This window comes from Rhodococcoides sp. S146-33, from assembly GCF_059489205.1.
Map to the genome: position 1 here is coordinate 150,540 of NZ_JCAJWY010000001.1, position 24,627 is coordinate 175,166.

Here is a 24,627-nt window from a genome sequence, read left to right on the forward strand (position 1 = left end):
TCTACCGACTGCGCGTGCCCGCTCGCGTCAGAGCAGGGGCGCGCAGTCTGCAAAAAGGGTGTGAGCTTCCTTGCCACACCCCCGCGACGTGGACGAATCGGGCATCGTGAGTATGGTCGGAATCGCACGGCGTACCCGACGAGTAGGAGCAGGCATGACCGACGACGCGGACAAGCTCTGGCGACGCTACGACGAGTGGTGGTCGGCTTTGACCCCCGACGACCGAGCGCATGTCGAGAAGTGTTGCGAGTCCGGCCGGACCGACGAGCGCCTGTGTACCCTCATCCGCGAACACGACGGCCCGTCGAAGGCCGCGTTCGAGGCAGGCAGCAAGTTGTCCGAAGGCAACAGCAAGTACTGCGCCATCCCCAGCGCGCTGCTCGAATTTCTCGAGGCGAAGCGCGCACACCCACCTCTCAGCTAGCGGGACGCCACAGCTCCAGCTCGGGGATTCCGGGCGGCGTGAATCCCATGACCTGGCCGTAGAAGGACAGTTCGGACTCTCGCGCGTTCACCTGAGTTTCGAGTTTGCGGAACCCATGCGATTCACCTGCGTAGGCGAGGTAAGCGTGGGGTATCCCCTTCTCCACCATGGCATCTCGGAATCTTTCGGCCTGTGACGGCGGTACGATCGGGTCGTCCAATCCTTGCAGCAACAGCACCGGGCAGGACAGTCCGTCGACATTGTTGACCGGTGCACGGGTGCGGTACAGGTCGATGGCCTCGGGCAAGGGTCCGATGAGCCCGTCGATGTAACGGGATTCGAAGTCGTGGGTCTCGGCGACGAACAGCTCGAGCTCAGCGACACCGAAGTAGGAAGCCCCACAGGCGAATACATCCGACGACGTCAGCGCTGCCAGCACTGTCCACCCACCTGCGGAGCCACCTTCGATGGCCAACCTCCGCGGGTCGGCAAGACCGCTGTCGGCGAGACCCTGCACGGCGGCAATGGTGTCTTCCACATCGACAACGCCCCACTGCCCGCGCAGGCGATTACGGTACTCGCGACCGTACCCGCTCGACCCGCCGTAGTTCACGTCGACGACGCCGATGCCGCGGCTGGTGAAGTGCGCGAACAGCGGGTTCAGCGCGGGTGCCACGTGCGCCGTCGGACCGCCGTGGACGAACGCGACGTACGGGGGGAGTTCGCCATCGAGCCCCTCGTAGGACGGGTTACGCGGCGCATACGCGATGGCGTGCACCTCACGATCAGGTCCGTGGAACGTCACCTGACGCCCCTCCGGCAAATACGCAGCGTCAGGCACGGACTCGAAACCCGAACGGACAGGGGTGAGTTCACGAGTTACGAGATCGAGTGCGAACATTCCACCCGCCACCTGTGCCCCACCGCCCTTGATCAACACTGTCGATCCGCGGTGCCCACCGAGACCTACCGACGTCACACCGTCGAGCGCGATGTCGTCCAGTGTCCCGGACGCAGGGTCGAGCACTGCCAACGTATCGGTACCGATGGTCCGCACGGTCAGCAGCTTTCCGTCGTCGAGCACCTCGTACCAACTGGATCCGAGTCGCCACAGTGGAGCACCGAAATCGGCATCGAGGGTCAGCAGAGGTGAGAGCGCTCCATCGAGCGTCGCCGAATACAGGTTCCACCAACCACTTCGGTCGCTGATGACGTACAGCGACCGGTCGTCGATCCACTCCGGCTGCATCACCGATTCCTCGGTCGAACCCAGCAGGACCGTCCAGGACGTGGGGTCGGACAGCGACGCCACACGCAATTCCGTTCCATCCCAGGGCATTTGCGGGTGATTCCATGCGATCCAGGCGATGCGGGTGCCGTCTGGCGACACGCGCGGGAACGCGAGAAAGTCCGATCCCGCCACCAACGAGCGCACCCCGCCACCGCTCAGGTCGATCGCCACGATGTCTCTCGATACCGCTCCGGCGTCGTGCATCTCGCGGACTGCGATGACGTCCTTACCGACTACCGAAAGTTCGGCGTACCGGATGCTCGACGCCACAGCCGGTTTCGGAGTGAGCGGCACAGGTGCGCCTCCCGGGGTGAGTCGATAGACGCGTTGATCGGAGAACTCGGCGAACACCAGGTCGCCGTCCGCTGTCGCGGTCCAAGCCCCTCCGCCGTATTCGTGGACTCGGGTGCGGGCGTTGAACGGTGCGGGCAGAATCGGCTGCACTTCTCCGTCGACGTAGCGGCAGACAGCCGTCCGGCCCTGTTCGGCCGGTCTCAATTCCGACCACCAGATTTCGCCTCCCACGTAGCGACCGCCCTCGACGGGATGGCCCGCGGACGAGAGGTCCGCTGCGGTGATGGGCGAAGGCCAGGATCCGAAGGCGAGTGCAGTCACGATCTCCACCCTAGTGAACTGACGTGGCTGTAACGCGGTGTTCACCGGCCCTTCAACAGTGACCCGGATGATGGAACACAAGTACCAGTAGGGGGAACACCATGCGCCGGACCACTACCCAATCGGTGGACCACGAAATTCTGACGTTCGGCCGAACCTGGCAGGGCTACGGCGGCGGCAGCGACGAGGACATCTACGTCGCATTCGGCGTCGACGCACGTACCTACTTCGAGCGCTTGCGTCGTATTCTCGACTCGCCGGTGGCCGAGGAGCTGTCCCCCGACGAGCGGTCCGCAATTCTCGAGATCTGCCGGGCGAGACTCACCTGATCACTACACCGGCGTCAACAGCTCCGGGCTGTTGTTCTTGACGCTGTTCACTGCCGTACTCACCTCGTAGGGCTCCAGACGTGGTTCGGGAATTGCTGCCAAGATGTCCTGCACCGCGCCCAGGTCGGTCACGGTCGGATCGAGCCAGCTCGCGCGGAGATCCGGTGGTAGAACGACCGGCGAGCGATCGTGAATGTGACCGAGCGCGTCGGCTGCAGGCGAGGTCAGCACCGTGACCGACCAGACCCACCTGTTCTCGTCGTCCTCGGCCTTGGTGGGATCTCGCCAGAGTTCGTACAGACCCGCCATCGCGAGCACGCCTTCCGTATGAAGGAAGTACGGCACCTTTGCGCCGTCGCGCTTCTCCCACTCGTAGTACCCGTCGGCAGGCACGATGCAGCGTCGACGGCTCGCGGCCTTCTTGAACGACGGCTTCTCGGTGATGGTTTCCGACCTGGCGTTGATCAGCCGGGAACCGATTTTCGCGTCCTTCGCCCAGGAGGGGATCAGACCCCAGCGAACCGAGCGCAGTTGCCGCACCGCGTCGGACTCCGGTTCGTCCTTGGGGGCGCGTTCGAGCACCGTCCGCACCGTCTGTGTCGGGGCGACGTTGTACGACGGCGGCACCTCCTCGCCCACCGTTTCGGCGATGTCGAACACCGCCTGCAGGTCGCTGTCACTCCGGGTACTGGCATACCGTCCGCACATAGCCCGATTGTTCCACTCGCCACCGACAACCCGGCCGAAACAACTTCTCGCGAAACAACCTCGTGGAAATCGAGACCGCTCGCCTGGCACGATGTGACGGGTGACCACTCCGCAGATCCACACTCAGCCGCGTTATCGCACGTTGCAACAGTCCACCAAGCTGCAGAACGTGCTGTACGAGATCCGCGGACCGGTACACGCCCACGCCGCTCGACTCGAAGCCGAGGGGCACCGCATCCTCAAGCTCAACATCGGTAATCCGGCTCCGTTTGGCTTCGAGGCTCCGGATGTGATCGTGCGAGACATGATCGCCGCACTGCCCGTCGCCCAGGGCTACTCGGAGTCGAAGGGAATCCTGTCGGCGCGACGTGCCATCGTCACGCGCTACGAGCTCGAACCAGGCTTCCCTGTCCTCGACGTCGACGACATCTACCTCGGTAACGGGGTGTCCGAGCTCATCACGATGACGATGCAGGCGTTGCTCGACGACGGTGACGAGGTGCTGATCCCAGCCCCGGACTACCCACTCTGGACGGCGATGACGACGCTGTCGGGCGGCAAGGCCGTGCACTACATCTGCGACGAGGAGAACGGCTGGAATCCCGATCTGGCCGACATCGAGTCGAAGATCACTCCGAAGACCGTCGCGCTGTTGGTGATCAACCCCAACAACCCGACCGGTGCGGTGTACTCGAAGGAAGTTCTGCAGGGCATCGTCGATCTGGCCCGCAAGTATCAGTTGCTGCTACTGGCCGACGAGATCTACGACCGGATCCTTTACGACGACGCCCAGCACATCTCCCTGGCGAGCTTGGCTCCCGATCTGTTGTGCCTGACGTACAACGGACTGTCCAAGGCGTATCGAGTGGCCGGCTACCGCGCGGGGTGGCTCGCGATCACCGGGCCGAAGAAGCACGCAGCGGGGTTCATCGAAGGCATCGACCTTCTCGCGTCGACACGGTTGTGCCCCAATGTTCCTGCGCAGCATGCCATTCAGGTCGCACTCGGCGGCTATCAGAGCATCGAGGATTTGATCCTGCCCGGCGGACGACTGCTCGAGCAGCGCGACGTCGCGTGGGAGAAACTCAACGCGATCCACGGCGTCTCGTGCGTCAAGCCTCGGGGCGCGTTGTACGCGTTTCCGCGACTGGACCCCGAAGTACACGAGATCTACGACGACGAAAAGCTGGTGCAGGATCTTCTGCTGCAGGAGAAAATCCTCGTCGTTCAGGGCACCGGCTTCAACTGGCCCGGCCACGATCACATCCGCATCGTGACTCTGCCCTGGGCGCGTGACCTGGCCGTTGCGATCGAAAGGTTCGGCAACTTTCTCGCGTCCTACAAGCAGTGACGACAAAAGTTACGCGCGAGTAGTTGAAAGTGACGCAAAAAACTCGGGTGGGAGCGCGCCCTGCGGCCGAATGGTCTGTAGATTGGCGGACGGCACTTCGGTGCCCGCGAGCCCTGGTCGGCCCCTCCCCCCCCGGGTCGGTCAGGTGGTGGCGGGGGACGCCCCCCCTGCTCCCCGCCACCGAGCTCCTCGCATCGGCCACCCAGATGGCCCCGTACTAGCCTTGCACCGTGGAACCACACGGCAATCATCCCGACGGCACCAGGCCGGGCCTCGACTCCCATGTGGGCCACGGACATGGGCACGGACACAGCGACAGTCCAGCGCCGCTCGGCCCGGTAGCCGCCAAGGTCGTCATCGGACTGCTCGTCGCCATCGGCATAGCCGTCATCGCCGGGGCCTTCGCGCTGTGGCCGAGCAAACAGAGCGTCGACATCCCGCTGCCGTTCCAGACCTCCGGCGGAGGTGCTGTGTCCACCGAGGCGGGCACCATCACCTCGCAGAGCATCGGTCCCTGCGGAAGCCCCGACGCCGGCCGAGCGTTCACCGGCAACCCGACCCCAGCGGTCAACGACTCGTACGAATGTCAGCGCAGCATCGTCGACATCACGACGGGCGAGGACGCGGGCAAGCGGACGGTACTCGAGATCGCACCGGGTCCCGGCCAACCGACGCTGAGCGCAGGCGAGGACATCCGGATGGTGTTGCAGACCGACCCGTCCGGTGGGGTTCGGTACTCGTTCAACGACTACTCCCGCGGGCTTCCGCTGGGGTTGATCGTCGGCGTGTTCGCCGTGGTCATCTGCGTCGTCGCTCGCTGGCGGGGATTCCGCGCGCTGGTCGGCCTACTCATCGCGTTCGCGGTGCTGGTGGTGTTCATGCTGCCGGCTCTGCTCGACGGCGCGCCCGCCATTCCGGTCGCCCTCGTCGCCGGCGCGGTGATCCTCTACGCCGTGCTGTATCTGGCGCACGGGGTGAATCTGCGTACCAGCTCGGCGCTACTGGGCACATTGACCTCGATGGGCCTGGCCGCAATTCTGTCGTACATCGCAATTCGGATGACGCACCTGACCGGGTTGTCGGAGGAACAGAACACCGCCGTGCAGACGTACATCGGCAACGTCAGTGTCACCGGTCTGCTGTTGGCCGGTTTCATCATCGGCTCGCTCGGTGTGCTCAACGACGTGACGATCACTCAAGCGTCGGCAGCCTTCGAGTTGGCATCGGTCGACGAGACGGCGTCGCGGCGCGAGATCTTCACCGCCGCGATGCGGGTGGGCCGCGATCACATCGCCAGTACCGTCTACACCCTCGTCCTCGCCTACGCCGGTGGCGCGCTGCCACTCCTACTGCTCTTCAGCGTCGCCGACCGGTCGATCCAGGACGTGTTGACCGGCGACGCCGTGTCGATCGAAATCGTCCGATCCTCCGTGGGCGGCGTCGCCCTCGCCCTGTCGGTGCCCCTCACCACGGCGATCGCCGTGCTGCTGGCCCGGCCGATCACCTCGTCTCGACCGGCCGACTCGTCCAAGAAAGGCGCGCCGTCACGGGCAGCCAAGCCCACTCGCTCGCGGGGCTCGGGTCGCCACAGTGCATAGAGCGGCTGCGCCGCACGTGCACGAAAGTTCGTAGCGGACTACGAAGTTCCGTTCACATGCGGCGCAGCCGCTCACCCGCTCCTCAGGCGAATGCAGCTGCGACGGTGTCCGACAACAGGGCCCCGTTGTGCGTGCTCAGTCCCGCCTTCAGACCCGCGTCTGCCTCGCAGGCAGCTTCCCAACCCTTGTCGGCGAGTGCGACGACGTACGGCAGGGTGGCGTTGGTGAGAGCGTACGTGGACGTGCGCGGAACGGCTCCGGGCATGTTGGCGACGCAGTAGAACACCGACTCGTGCACCTTGTACGTGGGATCGGCATGGGTGGTGGCGTGCGAATCCTCGAAGCAGCCGCCCTGATCGATGGCGATGTCGACCAGAACCGAACCCGGCTTCATACGCTCAACCAGGCTGTTGGACACCAACTTCGGAGCTTTGGCTCCGGGTACCAACACCGCACCGATGACGAGATCGGCCGCGAGAACAGCCTGTTCGAGTTCGTACGCATTCGACACCAGAGTCTTGACGGCGCCGCGGTACTGATCGTCGATGGCACGCAGTGCCTTCACATCGAGATCGAGAACGGTGACGTCGGCGTGCATACCGAAAGCGATTGCGGTGGCATTCTTTCCGGACACACCGGCACCGATGACGACGACATTGGCGGGACGCACTCCGGGCACTCCGCCCATGAGAACTCCACGCCCACCTTCGCTGGACATCAGGTGGTATGCACCGGCCTGGGGCGCGAGGCGTCCGGCAACTTCACTCATCGGCGCGAGTAGCGGCAGCGAACCGTCTGCGGCAGTGACTGTTTCGTAGGCAATGGCGGTGGTCCCCGAGTCCAGCAGCGCGTCGGTGCAGGCCTTGGACGCCGCGAGATGCAGGTAGGTGAACAGCACCTGCCCCTTACGGAGGCGTGAATACTCCTCGGCGATAGGTTCTTTGACCTTCAGCAGCAGCTCGGCCGTTTCCCAGACCTCGGCCGCATCGGTGAGGATCTGTGCACCTGCAGCTTTGTAGTCGGTGTCGGTGAACGACGATCCGGCTCCTGCCTCGGTTTCGATGATCACTTCGTGTCCTCGCGAGACCAGTTCGTGCACGCCTGCCGGAGTGATGGCCACCCGGTATTCGTGGTTCTTGATCTCGCGTGGAATTCCGATCTTCATGGCGGCCTCCTCGGTGGTGGGTGACGTGAAGCCGTGGCTTCATCCGTGTAGGGCAACTATGAATTATCTACGGAATCGCCGCAATGGAAGTGAACATAATTCTGTAGCCTGGTCGAATGGTGAGTAATAGTTCGTTCGAGGCGGGTGGCGCGGGGTCCCAGCCGAAGGATGTTCGGTCGATCCCGCTGGACCGAATCGATCACATCCTGCTCGACGAGCTCCGCCGCGACGCCCGCACACCCAACAACGCGCTTGCTGCCGCGGCCGGTGTCGCTCCGTCCACCGCACTGGCCCGGGTCCGCGCACTCGTCGAACGTGGTGTCATCCGCGGCTTCCACGCCGACATCGATCCCGAGGCCCTCGGCCAAGGGATCCAAGCCATGATCTCGGTGCGGCTACAAGCAGATGCTCGACGGCGGATCAGCGAATTCGGATCGAAGATCGCCTCCCGAAAAGAAACCCTGAACATCTACTTCATTGCCGGTGCCGACGACTTCCTCGTGCACGTGGCAACCGTCGACACCGCCACGCTCCGCGATTTCGTCGTCGAGAATCTCAGTGCCGACCCTGCCGTCGCCGCAACCGAGACGATCCTGATCTTCGAACACATCAGGCCGCGAAACACCCACGGCGAGAGCTGAGTCCGATCAGGGGGCGGGCGGTGCGATCGGCGGGAAACCGGGCAGTGTGAAGTCCGGGAACGCCGGGAACAGCGGCGGCTGCTGCTGCGTCGTTGTCGGTGGAACGGACTCGACTGGTGGCGGCAGCGCGGGCTCGGCCGTGGTCGTCGTCGGCTCCGGAGTGACTGGCTCCTGAGTGACCGGCTCCTGGTAGACCTCGGTCTCGGGCGGCACGGTGGTCGGTTCGACGGTGGTCTCCGGCGCGGGGGGCGGCAATACCGGAGCAGGAATCACCGACGTGGGCGCAACTGTCGTCGTGGCCGGGACCTCAGTCTGAGTGCGACTGACCGAGGTGTCGACCACCCGCGGCGTGTTCTGGTGGGTGAGCATGAAACCGGACACGCCTACCACTGCAGCAAGGCCGAGGGCGAGCACACCACCGGTGCGAAGCTTGCGTCGAGCACGAGTTCGATCGTCCTCACCGTCGTCGTCGTCGTAGTCGGCGTCGAGCCAGTAGATGTTCTTCAGCTGGAAAGGAACCGGCTTACCGTCGTCGTCGCCGGTCGTCTCGGTATCGACTCGCCTCTCGGGAACCTGCGTAACACTCTGTGCCGCAACAGTTTCCGCCGCGTCCGAGTCGTCGACTGCGCCTTCGACGGTGCCATCGCCGGCATCCGTGCTCAATACAACGACCTCCCCGTCGACCTGCGCCCCCTGCACGTGGTCGTCGAGAACATCATCCGTCACGGCCGGAGGCGACTCCGGCTCGACAGCAAGAGAATGGGAAGAATCGACAACGGAATCGGTGAATCTCGAGGATTCGAACCCGCCGGCCGCGTTCGTGGCGTCGACCGACGTGGCGTCCACCGGAGCCTCGGCAGACGTGGTGTCCACCGGGGCCTCGGCAGACGTGGTGTCCACCGGGGCCTCGACCGATGTGCCGGCGATCGGAGCCGCCGCGACCCAGGGACGGGCGGGGACCGGACGCGTTGTGGAAGGCACCGGAGCCGACGCCGGCGGTGCAGCGTGCAGCGACTCGGTGCGGGCCGGAATCGGCCGGACGGGGGCGGCCGTAGGTAGAGGTGGTCTAGGTGGCCGAGGGTTCGCCACACGCGACTGCGGCGGACGCGGCGGCGCAGGTCGGTGCTGAGGGGTCGGCGCAGATGTCGGTGTCGAGTCCACGCGAGTTGCAGGGTCGACGAGGGCTGCCGGTTGCGGTGCCACCCGCCGGTTCGCGTCGGGATTGCGGCCCGGAGCGGTTCGTGAGCGTGAGTGCGGTCGCGCGGTCAGAGCAGCGCCGCGTGCTGCGACGGTCTCGGGCTCGGTCGGCACGATCGACGGCAGTTCCAGCAGCGGTCCGACGCGATTCTGCACGATCGGCATCCGTGCGCCTCCGCCGATCAGCACAACGGCATCGATGGGCACGTTCGCCCCGATCAACACTTCGCGCGCGAACTCGACGGCCTCGTCGAGCAGATCGGTGATCAACAGCTCGAAATTCTCGCGCGAGAGCAGAATCATCCCGCTCGCATCGGGCAGGCACACCGCATCCTGAGTGGACAGGCGTTCCTTGGCGATTCGGCAGCGCTTCTCGAACAGTGCGATGTCCGGGTCCGTCATCTTCTTGCCGAGACGCTCGAGTTGGTTGTTGCGGACGTAGGCGTCGAGCAGGTCGCCGCTGTATGCACCCGACCGCTGCGAGGCGGTGACGGTCCGCTGTACCAGGTCGACGACGCTGACCGTCAGTCCGGAACTACCGAGATCGAACAACGCGACCGATCTGTAGTCGCGGGCCTCGCCGGTGGCTGCCAGGTACTCGACGACGGCTTCCACCTCGTGCACCAGGTGGTAGTTGTGCAGATGAGCACCGGCGAGCGCGGCATGCAGCGCATCTGCCTGCCGAGGGTCGCGGTAGGCGACACCGGTGGCGAGTTCGGGCTCGGTTTCCACGGCCGCACCGATCGATTCGGCGGCCAGGTGCGGGAGATCGCCGCCCACGCTGTCGATGAGCTCGTTACGGAAGAACAGTGGCCGCTCGATGTCGGTGACCAGGCCGGACGCGTCGCCGACAGGAGCCTGGAACTGCTCGGCTCGGGGCTGCGCCGTACGCACAGCCCGGGTCCCCATGGACACCCCAAGCAGCACAGTCACGGTTGTCGGCCTCACTTCGTTCGGCGGTAGCGGCGGACGCGGTACACCTCGTCCAGAGCGCCAGGCTACCGCCTCGACCGAAACTACGGGGCGCGCGCCCCAGAAGCAGCCGAGGCGGTACGCCGCGGAAACGGTCGCGCTGCCTGTTCCAGCATCCCGCCCGGCCGTGCGGTTTACTCCGGCAGTTCCGTATCGACATCAGGTTGGTACAGCTCGCCGTCGTAGGTGAAGGCTCGCTCGTACAGATCCGCGTCCGACAGGCGAACCGGTCCCTGGACGGGCAGCTCGGCCGGCCCGGGAGCTGCATCCTCGGCCGGCCCGGCAGCGTCGGCGAGGGCGGCAGCGAACCCTGCATCGACGGGAATCTGCTCGTCGATGAGCGGAGTGGGTGCCGGAGTGTTTCCGCGAGTGAACACCAGACCTGCCACCGCGACGATCACAAGGGCGACCGCCGCCAGAACCGACGCGTCGCGCACAGACCATCTCGTCGTGCGCCGCGTCGGCTGGGTGACGACACCGGGTTCGAGAACGTCGGGTTCGAGAACGTCGGGCTCCGCAACCGCGGGCTCGATCACCGCGGGCGCGATTGCCGAAGAGCCGGCAGCAGTGTCGAACACGGTCGACGCGATCGCCAGTTCTTCGGTCGCGAGCTGATCGACGGTCAGGCCGTCGATCATCCACTCGTCGACCGCACCGAAATCCGTGGTCCCGGGCGCATCGAGAAGCTCGGACGCGTCGTCGGGCACCGTGACAAGTCCCACATCGGAATCCAGAACATCCGAGTCCAGAACATCGGCGTCCAGAACATCCGTGCCGACAGCGGCTTCGAGAACGGGTCTCTCGTCGAGTGCCGCGCCCTTGGCGATGGCCATAGCCGGCGCGTCGGGCACATGGACCGGGACACTCCACTTGTCCTCGATGATGGTGCGCACCGCGGGAATGCCTGCACCGCCGCCGATGAGCAGCACCGCGTCGGGAGCCTGCTTGGACGCCCAGTCCAGCGCGTCGGTTACGAGCGGGGTGATCTCGCGCTCGAATTCCTTGCGGCTGAGCAACATCGGGCCGCGGTTCGGTGCCCGGACACCCGCCGACGAACTGACGAGTTCCTTGAGTTCGCGGAAGAAGGCTTGATATTCCGCGTCGCCCTCCGGGCCGACCGGTGCAGGCAGGATGCCTTTGGCCATCACGATGCCGCGGACCACCTCGTCGAAGCGATCGCCGCTGATGTCGACGGTACGTGCGGTCCACTCGACGTAGTCGCCTGCGACGTCGAGTGCGGTGGCCGACAACCCCTTCTTGCCCAGGTCCACCACCAGCACGTAGTCCTTGTCGGCCAATTCCGGAACTGTGCGGGCGTAGGCCATCAGGGCCTGAGATTCCTCGACCATGCGGGCGTTGGGGACCGTTCGGTCGTCCAGCGTGTCGAGAAGCGCCGTGACGGCTGCGGTATCCCATCCGGCAAGCACGATGTCCTCGAACGGGCCGTGGTCGACCAGCTTGCCGGGCAGCACGTCGTGCGCGCCCACTGCGTCTATGGAGTCCTCGACGCGGCGTCCGTCCGCGATGTACGCGATGCGCACGGCACCGGTACCCACGGACACACCGCAGACTCCACTCATCGACAAGACAATCCTTTGCGCATTGCGATTCGGTACCCGATCGGCACCCTCACGAGCCCCCGCTCCACTCGAAGTGTACGGCGGTCCCGAGGACCGATGCGGGCATCGAACTAACGCTACTAAACAATCTAGGATATTGTTTGAATGGGTCTGGGGAGACTTTGGGTCGAAAAGGCGCACAGCCAGCGGACCTGGAGACGACTACGAGGCCGTCCGGTCTCGTGGTTAACGCGATCGGTGGAGGTTTTCGATGCAGACGCTCAATGCTCAGGACGTGGTTCGGGTGCGAACCGTTCTGGAGAAATTCGGAAAGCTGCCCGTCCCCGTGGAGAGCATCGACGAAGCCGCCGATCTCTACGACAGCGGCCTGACCTCGCACGCGAGCGTCAACGTGATGATCGCCCTCGAGGACGAGTTCGACGTCGAATTTCCCGACACCATGCTGCAGAAGTCGACGTTCGGCAGCATCAACGCGATCGCCGCGGCCATCGCCCAGCTGACGGACTGAGGCCATGACCACCGTCTACGAGAGCTCGATCGACCAGTCGATGACCGACGTGCTGGCCGTTCTGCGGACCTATGCCGACGAAGTAGATCGCGATGCCCGCTTCCCCACCGAATCGGTGGAGGCGCTGCGCGACGCCGGGCTGCTCGGTGTCGGGATTCCGCGTGAGTTCGGCGGTGGCGGGGCAACCCTGACAGACATCGCCCGCATCTCGCGTGCCCTCGGCTCCGAGTGCGCCTCGACGGCGATGATCTTCGTCATGCACCAGTCGCAGGTGCTCAGCATCGTGCGCCACGGCAAGTCCGACGCCATGGCAGACCTACAGCGACGAATTGTGACCGATCGCATCCTGGTGGCCTCCGCCACTACCGAGATCAACATCGGCGGCGACGTCCGCTCGAGCAGTTGTGCGGTGGAGTACGACGGCGAGCGGATCACCCTGAGCAAAAACGCGCCCGTCATCTCGTACGGCGAGTACGCGCAGATCGTGCTGGCGACGGCGCGCCGCAGCGTCGACAGCCCGCCGAGCGACCAGGTCCTCGTGGTGTGCGAGAAGCCCGACGTGACGCTCGAGAAGACCGGCACCTGGGACACCCTCGGATTCCGCGGCACCTGCAGCCCCGGCTTCATGTTGGCCGCGCGCACCACGACGTCGAACATTCTGGGCGACAACTACGGCGACATCTCCGCGCAGACCATGCTTCCGGTGGCACACGTGCTCTGGGGATCGGCCTGGCTCGGCATCGCCGATGCTGCCGTGACCAAGGCACGCAAATTCGTCCAGAAGGCCGCGCGCAAGACACCGGGAACACCGCCGCCGAGCGCATTGCGCTTGGCGGAGTTGATGGTGGTGCACGAGCAGCTGGTGGACACGGTGTTCGGCGCAGCTGCGAAGTTCGAGGCCGTCGCAGACAGTCCGGCCGAGCTGGGTGCCATCGGTTTTGCGCTCAAGATCAACAACGTCAAGGTCACTGCGTCGACGCTCGTCATCGACATCGTCGGCAAGGCCCTGCAGATCTGTGGCATCGCCGGCTACCGACAGGGCGGCGAGCTCAGCATCGGCCGTCACCTTCGCGACGCGCACGGGTCCGCAATCATGGTGAGCAACGAGCGCATCCTCGGCCACAACTCGCAGCTCTCCCTCGTCTACAAGGGAAAATGATGACCACCACACATTCCGCACCTGAGACCGATATCAGCGAACTCGACTCCGCCCGAGCATCTTTCCGCGCCGAGCTCATCGACGCGGGACTGCTGGTACCCAGCTCGATTCCCGGACTGTACGGGCGCAGTGGCGAATTCGAGGACATCATCGAATTCATCGATTCGCGTGTCGTCGCGGCGGGAGCAGCCGAGCACGGCTACCAGGCCAAGCGATTCCGATTCGCTCCGGTCTTCCCCCGAGAGGCCTTCGAGCGCACCGACTACATCGCGTCGTTCCCCAATCTCACCGGTGCCATCAATACGTTCGAGGGCGACAACAAGGCCCACGCCGCGTTGTTGGCGGAGAGATCCGACGGCAAGGACTGGGATCACTTTCTGCACTCCGCCGGAACCATGTTGGTCTCGGCCGCGTGCCATCCGTCGTACTCGATGCTCACCGGAACACTGCCCGCCGACGGTGCCCTGATGGACATCTACGGCTTCTGCTTCCGGCACGAGCCTGCGGTGGATCCGGCTCGGATGCAAGCGTTTCGGATGCACGAGTTCGTCCGCGTCGGCACCCCCGACGAGGCGATCGAACACCGCGAACGGTGGGTGCCGCGTGGCCTGCAGGTGTTGGCCGATCTGGGGCTCGAAGCCGAGGCGGTCATTGCCAACGATCCGTTCTTCGGTCGCGCCGGACGCATGCTCGCCGCCAACCAGCGCAACGAGAACCTCAAGACCGAGTTGGTCGTCAAACTCTACGGCGATCTGGACGACGGCACCGCGGTCGTGTCGTGCAACTGCCACCGAGATCATTTCGGCCACACCTTCGACATCGCCACCGTCGACGGCGAACCGGCTCACAGTGCATGTGTCGGGTTCGGTATGGAACGCATCGCACTGGCGATGCTCCGTACCCACGGACTCGATCGTTCCGCGTGGCCGGCCGCACTGCGCCCCTGATCGATTCCGCTTCACCCGTGTACGTGTAAGGACCAATTGAAGTGAACAGTTCCCGCACCGCTCCTCGGCGCATCGGCTCCGTTCCCGCCGAGTCCTCGCGTACCCCGGGCGGCAAGTATTCGACGTGGTTCGGCCCGTCCGATTCGCCTCTGTTCGGTACCGTCCACGTGCCGACCGGAGGCCGGGCGCGCGGAGGCGTCGTCCTGTGCCCGCCGCTCGGCAAGGAGCAGGTGGACTCGTACCGGGGCATGACTCTGCTCGCGCAGAAGCTCTGTGCGCAGGGACTTCTGGTGTTGCGCTTCGACTATCGCGGCACCGGCGATTCGTGGGGTGAGCAGGATGCGCCCGGCGCGGTCGGTCATTGGCAGCGCAGCGTCGTCGACGCTGTCGCCTACGTGCGCGGTTGCGGTGTGGGCGAGGTCGGTCTGGTCGGCCTCCGTATGGGTGCACTGCTGGCGTGCTCGGTAGCCGCCGAGTGTGGGCCACTGACCGCGTTGACCCTCTGGGATCCGGTTGTCCGCGGCCGGTCGTATCTGCACGAGCAGCGCGCCCTGTATTCGGTCAGCGTGACCACCGATTCCGACGCCGATCCTCGTGTGTCGATCATCGGCGCTGCGCTGCATCCCGATTCGGCTGCAGACTTCGCGGCACTCGACGCCACCAAGGCGACGACCGAGGCACCGGTACTGGTCGCCACCCGCGCCGAGCGAGGTGACTCCAAGCCGGTACGCACACTCGTCGACGCACTCTCCGCGGACGAGCACACGCTGTCCGGTCACGACGACTTTCTCGAGCCGAGCGACTTCGAGGTCATCATCCCGGCCGCCGACATCGCGTCTCTCGCCATCTGGACGGCGGCGAAGTTCCCTAGCCGAACCGCCTACGACGTCGAGGTGCCGCGTCGAACGCGTTCACTGGTCGACGGAATCGACGAAAGCATCGAGTTCCTGGGCGCGCAAGAGCTTTTCGCAATTCGTTCCAGCTCGGACCGATGCCCACCCGGTGGTCCGACCGTGGTGCTCTACCCCACCGCGAACGAGCACCGCGTCGGTCCGGTGCGCATGTGGGTGGAACTTGCGCGGCTTCTCCCCCGGTTCGGAGTTTCCACGGTGCGGTTCGATCGGCGTGGCACCGGTGAGTCCGGTGTCGTCTCCGACGGGGAGGTGACTCGCCTCTACAGTCCCGAAGGAAACGAGGACGCCCTCACCGCCGTCCAGCAGTCGGGGGCCTCCCCCGACAACATCCTGGTGTCCGGAATGTGCTCGGGCTCCTGGTATTCCAGCTTTGCTGCGCGCGAAATGGGAGTGCGATCGGCAGTACTTCTCAACACGCTGGACTGGACAACTCGTCGACTCGAGTTCGTCAAACGCTCCTCGATGCACACCGAGGAGACCGGACTGCGGGCACGCGCGCTCGATCGACTCCACCACTGGGGCGTGGCCACCAAGAATGCCCTGCAGCCGCGGATTCCCTATGCCCTCTGGATCTGGCTCGGACGCCGCGGACTGATTCAGGTTCCCGAGATCTCGTTGCGGCTCCTCAGCGATCGGGAGGTGCAGACGCGGGTGCTGCTCTCCCCCACGGACGCCACCTGGTTCGAGACCAACCGGGGTCCGGAAGGCATGCGCCGGTTGCAGCGTCGAGCGTCGGTGCCCACTGTCACGTCGTTCGAGTCCGGTGATCACTCGCTCTACGGCCGCGATCTACGCGAGAACGTCCGAGCCGAACTGATCGCTGCCACCTCCGCCGCGTTCGACATCGAGATCTCCGCGCCGTCGCCGCCTGTCGCAGTGGGGCGGGTGCGACTGTGAAGCACCGCGCTCCCAGGATCGCGCCACCCAAACACGAGCAACTCGAACAACTTCGGTGGTATCCGGTCGAGCCTGCGCGGTTCGACATGGGTTTGATGAACAGTCCGACGATGCCGGTTCCGACCGTGCCACGGCACAACCCGGTCCGCTCCGTCGATATTGGACCGGCCGACGTCCTGGCCGACCCGAACCCGGAATCAGGACCCGGGTCGAAGGCATCCGATCGCAACCTGGCGCTGAATTCACTGGCCTTGATGCTGTCGACGGCCATCACCGGAGCGCTCGGATTGTTGTTCTGGGCAGCCGCCGGCCGCCTCTACCCCGTGGCAGAGGTCGGCAGTGCTTCTGCCGTCATCACCTCCGCGGTGATGCTCTCGACGCTGTCCAACCTGAGCCTCGGGTCGATGTACGAGCGTTTCCTTCCGATCTCGGGCCGGTTGGCCAAGTCGTTCATCGTGCGCGGCTACATCACCGTGACGGCGTTCGCGTTCGTACTGGGCGGCGGCTTCCTGCTGGTAGCTCCCGTCGACGAGATGTTCACCAACACTGCCGAAATCGTGACGTTTCCGTTCTTCGTTGCGGTGCTCGCGGTGTTCGCACTTCAAGATCAGACGTCGTCCGGTCTCGGCGTAGCCCGCTGGGCGGCAGCCAAGAACATCTTCCACGCGGTCGTCAAATTCGTCATGTTGTTGGCGCTCTTCGCAACCGAGCGCAGCACCTCGATCATCTCCGCCTGGGCGGTCCCGGCGATCCTGGCATCGATCTTCGTCCTGCGCGCGATCATGAAGAACGTCCGCACCGAACAGCGGTACGCCGGCACACCGGATCTGCCGCCCCGGCGGGAGATGTGGGCCTACTTCGGCTCGGCCTACGGCATCACCGCACTCGGCTCCCTCGCTCCGCTGCTGGTGCCGATGATCGTCGTCGCCACCCTCGGCGCCGAGCAGAACGCCTACTTCTCCCTCACCTGGTCGATCGTCAGCGCCCTCTACATTCTGATCAGCGTGTTGATCGGCCCGTATGTCGCCGAGGTCGCCGCACATCCACAACAGTTCCACCGCCTGACCAAACGGTTCATGACCCTTGTGTGCATCGTGGCGGTCGGAGGGTCGATCTTCCTGGCCTTCATCGCACCGTTCGGCCTCGGCCTGATCGGCCAGGGTTACCGCGACCAGGGCACCATCATCGTGCAGCTGGCCGCGCTCACCATTCCGCTCTCGGTGGTCGGTTCCCTGTACGACGGTTTGGCTCGGGTCCGCCGACGCATGCGGCTGGCTGTGATCGTGCAGGTCGTGGCCACGTCGATCATCATCGGCGGATCGATCGGGCTGTCGTCGTCGATGGGTATCGCCGCTGTGGGCTGGGCCTACCTCGCTGCCGAGGCGTTCGGCGCGCTGGTGCTGATCGTGCCGCTGATTCGGTGGATTCGCGAGCTGTCGGCAGGGAGCAACGGCCGGCCCGACGACGATGCAGGACCGCCCGACGATCCCGGTCCGCGCGGGCCGATCGACGACCGTCACGACGACTCCGCTCGATCGAGTCGACGGGATTTCCGACACGATGAAGCGGGACACCGCGAACCTCGTCACAGCGAGCCACAGGACGCGCAGCCGCAGCACGCCGAGCCGTCGCCGCGTCGCATTCCGGTGCACGCTCAACACAGGACGGCACCATGACCCAGACCTATCGAGCAAGTTCGTTGGACATGCTTCGGTCCGATTCGCGAATCGTGACCGTGCTGGGGCCGGCAGATTTCGGCGATCTCACACGTGTGCAGAGCCGCGTGCTCGCATTGGCGTCCGTCGGTCCGGCAACTCGACTGGGTCTGCACGCCCAACAATTCTCGGCCGCATGGTCCTTCGAGCCGGATCGGGTTGTCGAGCACATCACCGAGGGACCGTCCGTGCACCACGCACAGCTGGCCGAGCGGTTGACCGAGTTCGCGCACGAGTCTGCGGTCGACATTCCCGTTCGGATCCGGCTGGCCGGTCGGTACCTGTTCCTCGATCTCAATCACGGACTCGGCGACGCCCTGTTGCCGGTCGACCTGTTCGCCTACTTGGCCGACGCCACCCCGAATGCTCCGCTTCCGGCCTGGGCCGGGAGTGCAGTGGAGGGTCACCCTTTGCGAAAAGCATTGCTACACTGGGCTGTTCGCAATCCTCGAAAGATTGTCGACACCATCTACGGCCGCGTTTTTCCCGGCACGACTCCCGAATCCGCAGAATCGACCGGGGGACCCGGCACCGCATCACCGACGGCATTTCGCCCCTGGACACCGTCAGCCGCGGTCGCCGTTGCTGTGACCCCGGTGGGCACCACCGACGCGATTCGTCGGTGGCGAATATCCAATCTGCCCGGTGCGAGTGTCAGTGCCGTGATGTGCGCGGCCGTGTCCGCGGCCTTCGTTCGTACGTCGTTTTCGGTCGCTCGGTCCGCGGGGTTTCTCTTCGACTGCCGCCGCTACCTTCCGCCGTCGACCACGGTGCTGGGCAACTTCGCCGCCGGTATCGGTTTCACCGACATCGATCCCACCTCGCCCCGTGAGGTGAACGACGCGCTGTCCGGCGCGATCGACAAGGGGCGTCCGATCGCGTCCGCGACGATCAGCACGATCAAGTACAAGCGCGAACAGCGAGCTGTTTCCGGTGTGTTCGACGACCGTGCGCCGGTCAGTCCGAATGTCGATCTGATGTTTTCGGACGTCGGTAGAGTCAGGCAGCTGGAGCCGGTGTCGTGGGTTGCCGAACCTGCCGATCGAGCCTTCTTCGTGATCGCGGCTCCCGGTAGTCCGGAGTCGGTGATGATCACGATGGAGACCATCGATTCGGTCGTGTTCGTCTCGGCATCGTTCCACGACAACGTTTTCGACAGCCAGACCGTGCAATCCGCACTCGATCTGGTGGCGGCCGACCCCCTCGCATTGCTCGCCCCTCAGGAGAAGATCGCATGACCACCGAAGCGAAGTCCGAAGCGAATCGCACGACGGCGCGGGCCGAGCCCACCGCCGCCCCGAAGCGATCACGCTTCGTTGCCCATGTCGCTCGGTGGGCGGGTCTGTCGGTGGTGCAGTTCGTCCTCGTCGAGTACATCGTCTCCGCCACCTGGCGTGGGCTCTACAGCTACCGGAACAACTACATCAGCGAACTCGGAATCCCCTTCTGCGGTCCTGCAGGTGATTGGCCGTGCAGCCAGCTCTACGTCCTGCTGAACGCCTCGATGGTGCTGTTCGGAGTGGCGATCGCGGCGGTGGGCGGATCGTGGTACATCGTTCGCCGGATCGATGGCAGGGCCGCGTCGTTCTTCGTCGTTGCCGGTGCGGGTGCGATCACGGCCGGCGTCGTCAACCAGGGCGTCAACTACCCGATCCACTCGTTCGGTGCCACCGTGTTCTTCGTCTTCGGGAACTTCGGCCTCGTCGTCGCCGGCGGGCACCGGAGTCTGCGACGAAGCATCCGCATCGTGGTCACCGCGCTCGGTGCCGTCGGCCTGGCCGGATACTTCGCCTACATGAGTGGCCACGAATTCGGACTCGGCATCGGGTCAATGGAACGCATCGCCACCTACTCCCTACTGGTGGGCGTCGTGGTGCTCTCGGTCTCGCAGTTCAACGCGACGCGAGTACCGAAGACCATCGACGAGTCCGCGTGAGCCGTCACTCCGCATCGGGCGGGGAGTCCCGCGCCGGGACCGTGGAGATCTCACGGCTCCCCGGCACCGGACTGCTCGTCGAGCGTCCGCGACGCCGTTGGCCGTCGGTGCTGGCATTTCTCGTCGTGCTTGGGCTGGTCGTCACCGGCACGGTGTACGGACTGGGCCACCGCTCCACCGGGAGCGATTCGGAATCCGCGACGGGCGACACCGTCGACGCCACGTCCACGACATCGGCGTCGAACACTTCGGCAGCCAAGCCCGGATACACCGTCTACGACGACTTCTCGGGAACGGCGGGCGACGCGTTGGCGGACGCCCGATGGAGCCACGACGTCGGTCGGACCGGTTGGGGAAACAACGAGAAGCAGGACTACACCGACTCGACCGAGAATTCCTCCGTCGACGGCCAGGGCCACATGGTCATCAACGCCATGCGCAACGGTGACGGCTACACCTCGGCGAGGGTGACCACCAAGGACAAGTTCGACTTCACCTACGGCCGAGTGGAGGCGCGGATCGAGATGCCTGCCGGCGCCGGGCTGCACCCGGCGTTCTGGATGCTCGGTACCGATCTGGACTCCGTCGGCTGGCCCCTGTCCGGCGAGATCGACATCATGGAGACCCTGAACCAGGCCGATCAGTACCACACCGGAATCCATGCGCCCCAACCGGATTCGCTCACCAGCCAGAAGGTGGACGCAGGAGGAACCCCACCGGAACCGCTGTCGAAGGGCTTCCACACCTACTGGGTCGAACGCTCACCGGGGCGCGTGACCACCGGCATCGACGACACCACCTTGGCTACCGTCACCCCGGCCGACCTCGTCGGCGGAGACGACTACTGGGTTTTCGACAAGCCGTTCTTCCTGCTGTTCAACGTCGCCGTGGCCGGCGATTGGCCCGGGCCCACCGACAATTCGACGCCGTTCCCGGCGACCATGTCCGTCGACTGGGTGCGGTATCGCACCGATTGAGACCTGCAGTACCTGCCCCGAAATGTGTCACCCGAAAGGATCTCTCCCGTGTTACCTCCCGCGCTCCCCAGACTCCAGTCTCCCGAATGGGACGGTGCCGTGTGGATCGGGGACATCGATCTGGAGCAGGAACTTCCGACGTCTCTCGTACTCGACGATTCCGACGGCTATCGGCGTGCCCGGTTGTTGATCCGACGCGGACTCGACCCGCTCGGTTTCGTCGAAATGGACGTTCTCGACGGCGCAGTGCCTGCGGCGGCCGTACGGACGGCGGCGATGTCTCTCGCGCAGGTTCCGATGCCCGAGGCTCTGCCGGAACCCGGTCGGTCACTGCCTCCGATCACGGTGGTGATCTGCACCCGGGATCGGGTCGATCACCTGAAGGGAGCGCTCGCATCGGTCGCCGCTCTCGACTACCCGGATTACGAGGTCGTCGTCGTCGACAACGCCTCTCCGACCGATGCGACGCGGCGGTACGTAGAAGGCCTGAGCGACAAGCGCATTCGTGTTGTGTCCGAGCCGACGGCAGGGCTGTCGAGGGCGAGGAACACGGGTCTGCGCGCGGCGCGGAACACCATCGTTGCGTTCACCGACGACGATGTCGCGGTGGATACGAAGTGGTTGCAGAGCATCGCGCGCGGTTTCGCACGAGCCGATCGAGTGACGTGCGTGTCCGGGATCGTGCCGAGCGGGGAGATCAGAACCCAGGCGCAGGCGTATTTCGATCGCCGCGTCGGGTGGGCGAGTTCGGTGACGCCTCGGGTCTACGACCTGAAGAACCCCCCGGCCGATGTTCCGCTGTTCCCGTTCCAGGTCGGGATGTACGGAACCGGGGCCAACTTCGCGGTGGACCGCAGTCGGATGTTCGATCTGGGAGGCTTCGACGAGGCGTTGGGAGTCGGCTCCCCGACCAACGGCGGTGAGGACCTCGACATGTTCTTTCGAGTTCTGATGGCGGGCGACAAGCTCGTGTACGAGCCCGCGGCCATCGTGTGGCACCGGCACCGCGCCGATTCCGAGGCATTGGCCGTGCAGGCCCGCGGTTACGGCCTCGGCCTCGGCGCCTGGCTGTACACCGTCGCCACGAACCGACGATCCGCAACGCTCGCGGCCACGGTGGCGATCCGCCGGCTCGGCAGCGCAATTCGGTTGTCGGCCAAGATGAGCAAGGTCGCGTCGCCTCCGGACGACCTTGCCGCCGACCTGCCCGATGGCATCGGCCGAATGGAATTGTTGTCCATCGCCAAGGGCCCGGCGGCCATTCGGCGCAGCAGGCGCGAAGGTCGCGAGCGCACTCCGTTGGCGGGGGTGAGCCGTGAACCGGTCCTCGACTGATTCCAGCCACCGGTCCCTCACGGACCTGCGGCACAAGCTGTTCGTCCCGTCCGACTGGACCCTCGAATGGCCGGTCGGCTCGACCGACTCCGCTGCCGGTACTCGGCGGCGCGCGGGCAGTCGACTGCGCTACGCCGACATCGCTGTTCTCGCAGCAGGGTCCGGTCTGGCCTCGATGATCGCGCTGCCCACCCTCGTTCGCGTCGTACTTCTCACGGTCCTGTTGTTCTTCGGGCCGGGTGCGGCGATTCTGTCGTGGGTGCGCATCCCCCGGACCGCGGTCCCGGCTGCGCTGCCGATTCTGAGCATCTCGGTGGTGACACTGATGGTGTCGGTGGCGATGTGGGGATACCGCTGGTCGCCCCGGATGTGGACGCTGTGGCTGTGTCTGGCCCTGATCGGCTCGTCGGTGCTGTGGTACCGCAAGCACGGTCGTCCCGATCTGCCCGAATGGATCGCGCGCACACGGGCGGTCGTCTCACCGTCGTCACGCGCTGCGGCCGTCGCGTCGACCAAGTTCGTCGTGACCGACCGAGACACGCTGCGCCGCAACGTTGCCGGCCTGATTCTCGCACTGGCTTTCTTTCTGTGGCTGCCGATGCTGCCCGGCCTCGAACGAGCGACGTACTCGCAGTTCGGGTTGCTGACCGCAGGCACCGGCCCGGGGCTCGTGCTGTGCATGGTCCTGATCATCGCGGCGTTCCTGATCGCCCTACGGCGGAATCAGCTGCGCACCATGATGGTCGCGATCGGACTGGCCATCGTGGTGCAGCGGTTCACCGTCACGCTGATCACGTCCGCGCCGATCTACGACTGGACGTACAAGCACGTCGCGGTGACCGAATTCGTCCTCGACCTGAACCGGCTCGCCCCGAGCGGGGTGGACATCTACAGCGAGTGGCCCAGCTTCTTCCTCGTCTCGGCGTGGTTCCAGCACGTCACCGGGTACGACACGCTGTCGCTGGCGCACGTGTTCGCGCCGATGATCCACGTGGTGCTCGCCGCATGCATCTACGGTCTGGCCCGAGTCATGAAGTTCACCAAGCGGGCCGCCATCACCGCCGCCATGCTCGCCGAGGTCGTCAACTGGGTGGGCCAGGACTACTACTCCCCGCAGGCCTGGGCACTGCTGCTCGCCGTGGGCTTCCTGGCTCTGCTGATGTCCTCGTCGCTGACCAGATCCGCGGCGTTCCTGTCGATCATCCCGTTCGCTGCTCTGGTGCCGACGCATCAGTTGACTCCGTACTGGTTGATGGCCGTCGCAGGCGTACTGCTGGTGACCCGACGAGCCAAGCCGTGGTGGCTGATGATTCCACTCGGCGTCATCCTGCTGGGATACCTGTATCCACGCTTGCCGATCGTGGCACCGTACGGACTCTTCCAGGGGTTCGACCCGGTTCAGAACGCGGCGAGCAACGTCCAGGAAGAGGGCGTGCTGGGCAAACAGATCACGTCTCTGGTCTGCCGGGCGTTGTCCGGCGGAGTGTTCGGCCTGGCGTTCGTCTCGGCGATCTACGCCTGGCGTACCAAGAAGACGTTCTGGGCCCCGATGGTGATGGCATTCGGTTCGATCATGCTGCTCGCCGGGCAGAGCTACGGCGGTGAAGCGATCTTCCGGGTGTACCTCTATGCGATCCCGGGGTGCGTTCTGTTGATCACGCCGCTGTTCCTTGCCCTGTTCGACCGTCAGCCGTCGCAGGACCGGCCGTCGCGCGCCCGCAGGCTCACCGCACGTACCGCTGTCGCAGTCGCCACGGCCGGCGCGGTCGGGTCGGCGGTTCTCGGGCTTCAGGCGTACTTCGGACTGTGGCCGATCGTGCTCGAGCATCGTGACCAGATCGACGATGCCCGAGCGGTGGCCGCGGAGTCGCCCTCCGGCACCGCCGTCACGATGCTCTACTCCTCGGGGTACCCGGCTCGCTCGACATCGGATTACGGCCGTCTGACCGAGGCCAACGACTACTGGGACGTTCCTCTGTACGCTCTCGGCCCCGAGTACATGCAGGGGTTCCCGACGCCGGAGAAACTCGGCCAGATCGACTACAACGCCTCGGTCAGCCCTACGCCTACATACATGGTGTTGACTCGCCAGTCGCTCGAAGCGATGCACTACTACGGGTTCGTTCCCGACGACGCAGTGAACCGTTTCAGGCAGTGGCTGCGGACCAACTCGGCATGGTCGGTCAGGTACCAGGACGCCGACACGATCGTCTACCAGTACCGATCCAGGTAGCCGGACCACAAACTATGACGAGCGTCTCCAAACAATCTCCCAGTTGGTTTGTTTATAGCTTGACAATCTCGTAGCTTCTTTTAAGCTTGGTTTCAGTCAATGGAAACAGGTTCTTACGCTTCACAAACGGCGTCA

General features: G+C 65.1%; 20 protein-coding genes. 15 read left to right on the forward strand and 5 right to left on the reverse strand.

The window, feature by feature from the left end; translation table 11 throughout:
* The first annotated feature begins 154 nt into the window (after positions 1-154).
* Entirely contained in the window at positions 155-424 is a 270-nt protein-coding gene (locus AC5WEY_RS00685; RefSeq protein WP_156399642.1) for a hypothetical protein, read from the forward strand.
* On the opposite strand, the gene AC5WEY_RS00690 is transcribed toward AC5WEY_RS00685, so the two are convergent.
* Positions 417-2,330, reverse strand: a complete 1,914-nt coding sequence (locus AC5WEY_RS00690) for a dipeptidyl-peptidase 5 (RefSeq protein WP_495644268.1) — start codon at positions 2,328-2,330, stop codon at positions 417-419. The genes AC5WEY_RS00685 and AC5WEY_RS00690 overlap by 8 nt on opposite strands.
* Before the next feature lie 101 nt (positions 2,331-2,431).
* On the opposite strand from AC5WEY_RS00690, the gene AC5WEY_RS00695 reads away from it, so the two are divergent.
* The gene (locus tag AC5WEY_RS00695) at positions 2,432-2,659 is read left to right on the forward strand and encodes a DUF3263 domain-containing protein (RefSeq protein WP_057478919.1); all 228 of its coding nucleotides are present in this window, start codon (positions 2,432-2,434) and stop codon (positions 2,657-2,659) included.
* 3 nt (positions 2,660-2,662) lie between these two features.
* Here the strand turns inward: AC5WEY_RS00695 and AC5WEY_RS00700 are convergent, their stop codons facing one another.
* A complete protein-coding gene (locus tag AC5WEY_RS00700; protein ID WP_495644269.1) occupies positions 2,663-3,367 on the reverse strand; it encodes an SOS response-associated peptidase in 705 nt (234 codons plus the stop codon).
* A gap of 100 nt (positions 3,368-3,467) precedes the next feature.
* On the opposite strand from AC5WEY_RS00700, the gene AC5WEY_RS00705 reads away from it, so the two are divergent.
* Both AC5WEY_RS00705 and AC5WEY_RS00710 read left to right on the forward strand, forming a co-directional pair.
* Positions 3,468-4,718: a pyridoxal phosphate-dependent aminotransferase gene (locus tag AC5WEY_RS00705; RefSeq protein WP_495644270.1), complete on the forward strand. Its 1,251-nt coding sequence runs from the start codon at positions 3,468-3,470 to the stop codon at positions 4,716-4,718.
* A 230-nt stretch (positions 4,719-4,948) separates the two neighbouring features.
* Positions 4,949-6,316 carry a YibE/F family protein gene (locus tag AC5WEY_RS00710; RefSeq protein ID WP_495644271.1) on the forward strand — a complete coding sequence of 456 codons (1,368 nt, stop codon included), beginning with the start codon at positions 4,949-4,951 and terminating at the stop codon, positions 6,314-6,316.
* An 82-nt stretch (positions 6,317-6,398) separates the two neighbouring features.
* Here the strand turns inward: AC5WEY_RS00710 and ald are convergent, their stop codons facing one another.
* Entirely contained in the window at positions 6,399-7,481 is a 1,083-nt protein-coding gene (gene ald, locus AC5WEY_RS00715) for an alanine dehydrogenase (RefSeq protein ID WP_495644272.1), read from the reverse strand.
* Positions 7,482-7,597: 116 nt separating this feature from the next.
* Here ald and AC5WEY_RS00720 point away from each other — a divergent pair, with 116 nt between their 5' ends.
* On the forward strand, positions 7,598-8,122 hold the full coding sequence (locus tag AC5WEY_RS00720) for an Lrp/AsnC family transcriptional regulator (protein ID WP_495644273.1): 525 nt from the start codon (positions 7,598-7,600) through the stop codon (positions 8,120-8,122).
* A gap of 6 nt (positions 8,123-8,128) precedes the next feature.
* On the opposite strand, the gene AC5WEY_RS00725 is transcribed toward AC5WEY_RS00720, so the two are convergent.
* Positions 8,129-10,252: an Hsp70 family protein gene (locus AC5WEY_RS00725; protein WP_495644274.1), complete on the reverse strand. Its 2,124-nt coding sequence runs from the start codon at positions 10,250-10,252 to the stop codon at positions 8,129-8,131.
* A gap of 173 nt (positions 10,253-10,425) precedes the next feature.
* Positions 10,426-11,871 carry a DUF7159 family protein gene (locus AC5WEY_RS00730; RefSeq protein ID WP_495644275.1) on the reverse strand — a complete coding sequence of 482 codons (1,446 nt, stop codon included), beginning with the start codon at positions 11,869-11,871 and terminating at the stop codon, positions 10,426-10,428.
* Positions 11,872-12,121: 250 nt separating this feature from the next.
* Between AC5WEY_RS00730 and AC5WEY_RS00735 the strand changes: the two genes are divergently transcribed.
* From AC5WEY_RS00735 to AC5WEY_RS00780, 10 genes are all read left to right on the forward strand, one after another.
* Positions 12,122-12,379, forward strand: coding sequence for an acyl carrier protein (locus AC5WEY_RS00735; protein WP_057478926.1), 258 nt, complete (start codon positions 12,122-12,124; stop codon positions 12,377-12,379).
* A gap of 4 nt (positions 12,380-12,383) precedes the next feature.
* Positions 12,384-13,538 (forward strand): acyl-CoA dehydrogenase family protein, encoded by a 1,155-nt coding sequence (locus tag AC5WEY_RS00740; RefSeq protein WP_057478927.1) that lies wholly within the window; start codon positions 12,384-12,386, stop codon positions 13,536-13,538.
* On the forward strand, positions 13,538-14,485 hold the full coding sequence (locus AC5WEY_RS00745) for an amino acid--[acyl-carrier-protein] ligase (protein WP_057478928.1): 948 nt from the start codon (positions 13,538-13,540) through the stop codon (positions 14,483-14,485). The genes AC5WEY_RS00740 and AC5WEY_RS00745 overlap by 1 nt, the downstream gene beginning before the upstream one ends.
* A 41-nt stretch (positions 14,486-14,526) precedes the next feature.
* A complete protein-coding gene (locus tag AC5WEY_RS00750; protein WP_495644276.1) occupies positions 14,527-16,296 on the forward strand; it encodes a hypothetical protein in 1,770 nt (589 codons plus the stop codon).
* 110 nt (positions 16,297-16,406) lie between these two features.
* Positions 16,407-17,972 carry a lipopolysaccharide biosynthesis protein gene (locus tag AC5WEY_RS00755; protein ID WP_495644277.1) on the forward strand — a complete coding sequence of 522 codons (1,566 nt, stop codon included), beginning with the start codon at positions 16,407-16,409 and terminating at the stop codon, positions 17,970-17,972.
* Positions 17,969-19,249, forward strand: a complete 1,281-nt coding sequence (locus AC5WEY_RS00760) for a hypothetical protein (protein ID WP_495644278.1) — start codon at positions 17,969-17,971, stop codon at positions 19,247-19,249. Before AC5WEY_RS00755 ends, AC5WEY_RS00760 begins: the two co-directional genes overlap by 4 nt.
* A complete protein-coding gene (locus AC5WEY_RS00765; protein ID WP_495644279.1) occupies positions 19,246-19,947 on the forward strand; it encodes a DUF998 domain-containing protein in 702 nt (233 codons plus the stop codon). The genes AC5WEY_RS00760 and AC5WEY_RS00765 overlap by 4 nt, the downstream gene beginning before the upstream one ends.
* Entirely contained in the window at positions 19,944-20,924 is a 981-nt protein-coding gene (locus AC5WEY_RS00770) for a glycoside hydrolase family 16 protein (RefSeq protein WP_495644280.1), read from the forward strand. Before AC5WEY_RS00765 ends, AC5WEY_RS00770 begins: the two co-directional genes overlap by 4 nt.
* Before the next feature lie 48 nt (positions 20,925-20,972).
* On the forward strand, positions 20,973-22,259 hold the full coding sequence (locus tag AC5WEY_RS00775; protein WP_495644281.1) for a glycosyltransferase family 2 protein: 1,287 nt from the start codon (positions 20,973-20,975) through the stop codon (positions 22,257-22,259).
* Complete coding sequence (locus tag AC5WEY_RS00780) at positions 22,240-24,492, forward strand: hypothetical protein (RefSeq protein ID WP_495644282.1); 2,253 nt, start codon at positions 22,240-22,242, stop codon at positions 24,490-24,492. Before AC5WEY_RS00775 ends, AC5WEY_RS00780 begins: the two co-directional genes overlap by 20 nt.
* The last annotated feature ends 135 nt before the right edge of the window (positions 24,493-24,627 follow it).

Coding starts and splice junctions, on each gene's coding strand:
- AC5WEY_RS00685 (WP_156399642.1), top strand. CDS start 155: ATGACCGACGACGCGGACAAGCTCTGGCGACGCTACGACGAGTGGTGG.
- AC5WEY_RS00695 (WP_057478919.1), top strand. CDS start 2,432: ATGCGCCGGACCACTACCCAATCGGTGGACCACGAAATTCTGACGTTC.
- AC5WEY_RS00700 (WP_495644269.1), bottom strand. CDS start 3,367: ATGTGCGGACGGTATGCCAGTACCCGGAGTGACAGCGACCTGCAGGCG.
- ald (WP_495644272.1), bottom strand. CDS start 7,481: ATGAAGATCGGAATTCCACGCGAGATCAAGAACCACGAATACCGGGTG.
- AC5WEY_RS00720 (WP_495644273.1), top strand. CDS start 7,598: ATGGTGAGTAATAGTTCGTTCGAGGCGGGTGGCGCGGGGTCCCAGCCG.
- AC5WEY_RS00730 (WP_495644275.1), bottom strand. CDS start 11,871: ATGAGTGGAGTCTGCGGTGTGTCCGTGGGTACCGGTGCCGTGCGCATC.
- AC5WEY_RS00735 (WP_057478926.1), top strand. CDS start 12,122: ATGCAGACGCTCAATGCTCAGGACGTGGTTCGGGTGCGAACCGTTCTG.
- AC5WEY_RS00740 (WP_057478927.1), top strand. CDS start 12,384: ATGACCACCGTCTACGAGAGCTCGATCGACCAGTCGATGACCGACGTG.
- AC5WEY_RS00745 (WP_057478928.1), top strand. CDS start 13,538: ATGACCACCACACATTCCGCACCTGAGACCGATATCAGCGAACTCGAC.
- AC5WEY_RS00755 (WP_495644277.1), top strand. CDS start 16,407: ATGCCGGTTCCGACCGTGCCACGGCACAACCCGGTCCGCTCCGTCGAT.
- AC5WEY_RS00760 (WP_495644278.1), top strand. CDS start 17,969: ATGACCCAGACCTATCGAGCAAGTTCGTTGGACATGCTTCGGTCCGAT.
- AC5WEY_RS00765 (WP_495644279.1), top strand. CDS start 19,246: ATGACCACCGAAGCGAAGTCCGAAGCGAATCGCACGACGGCGCGGGCC.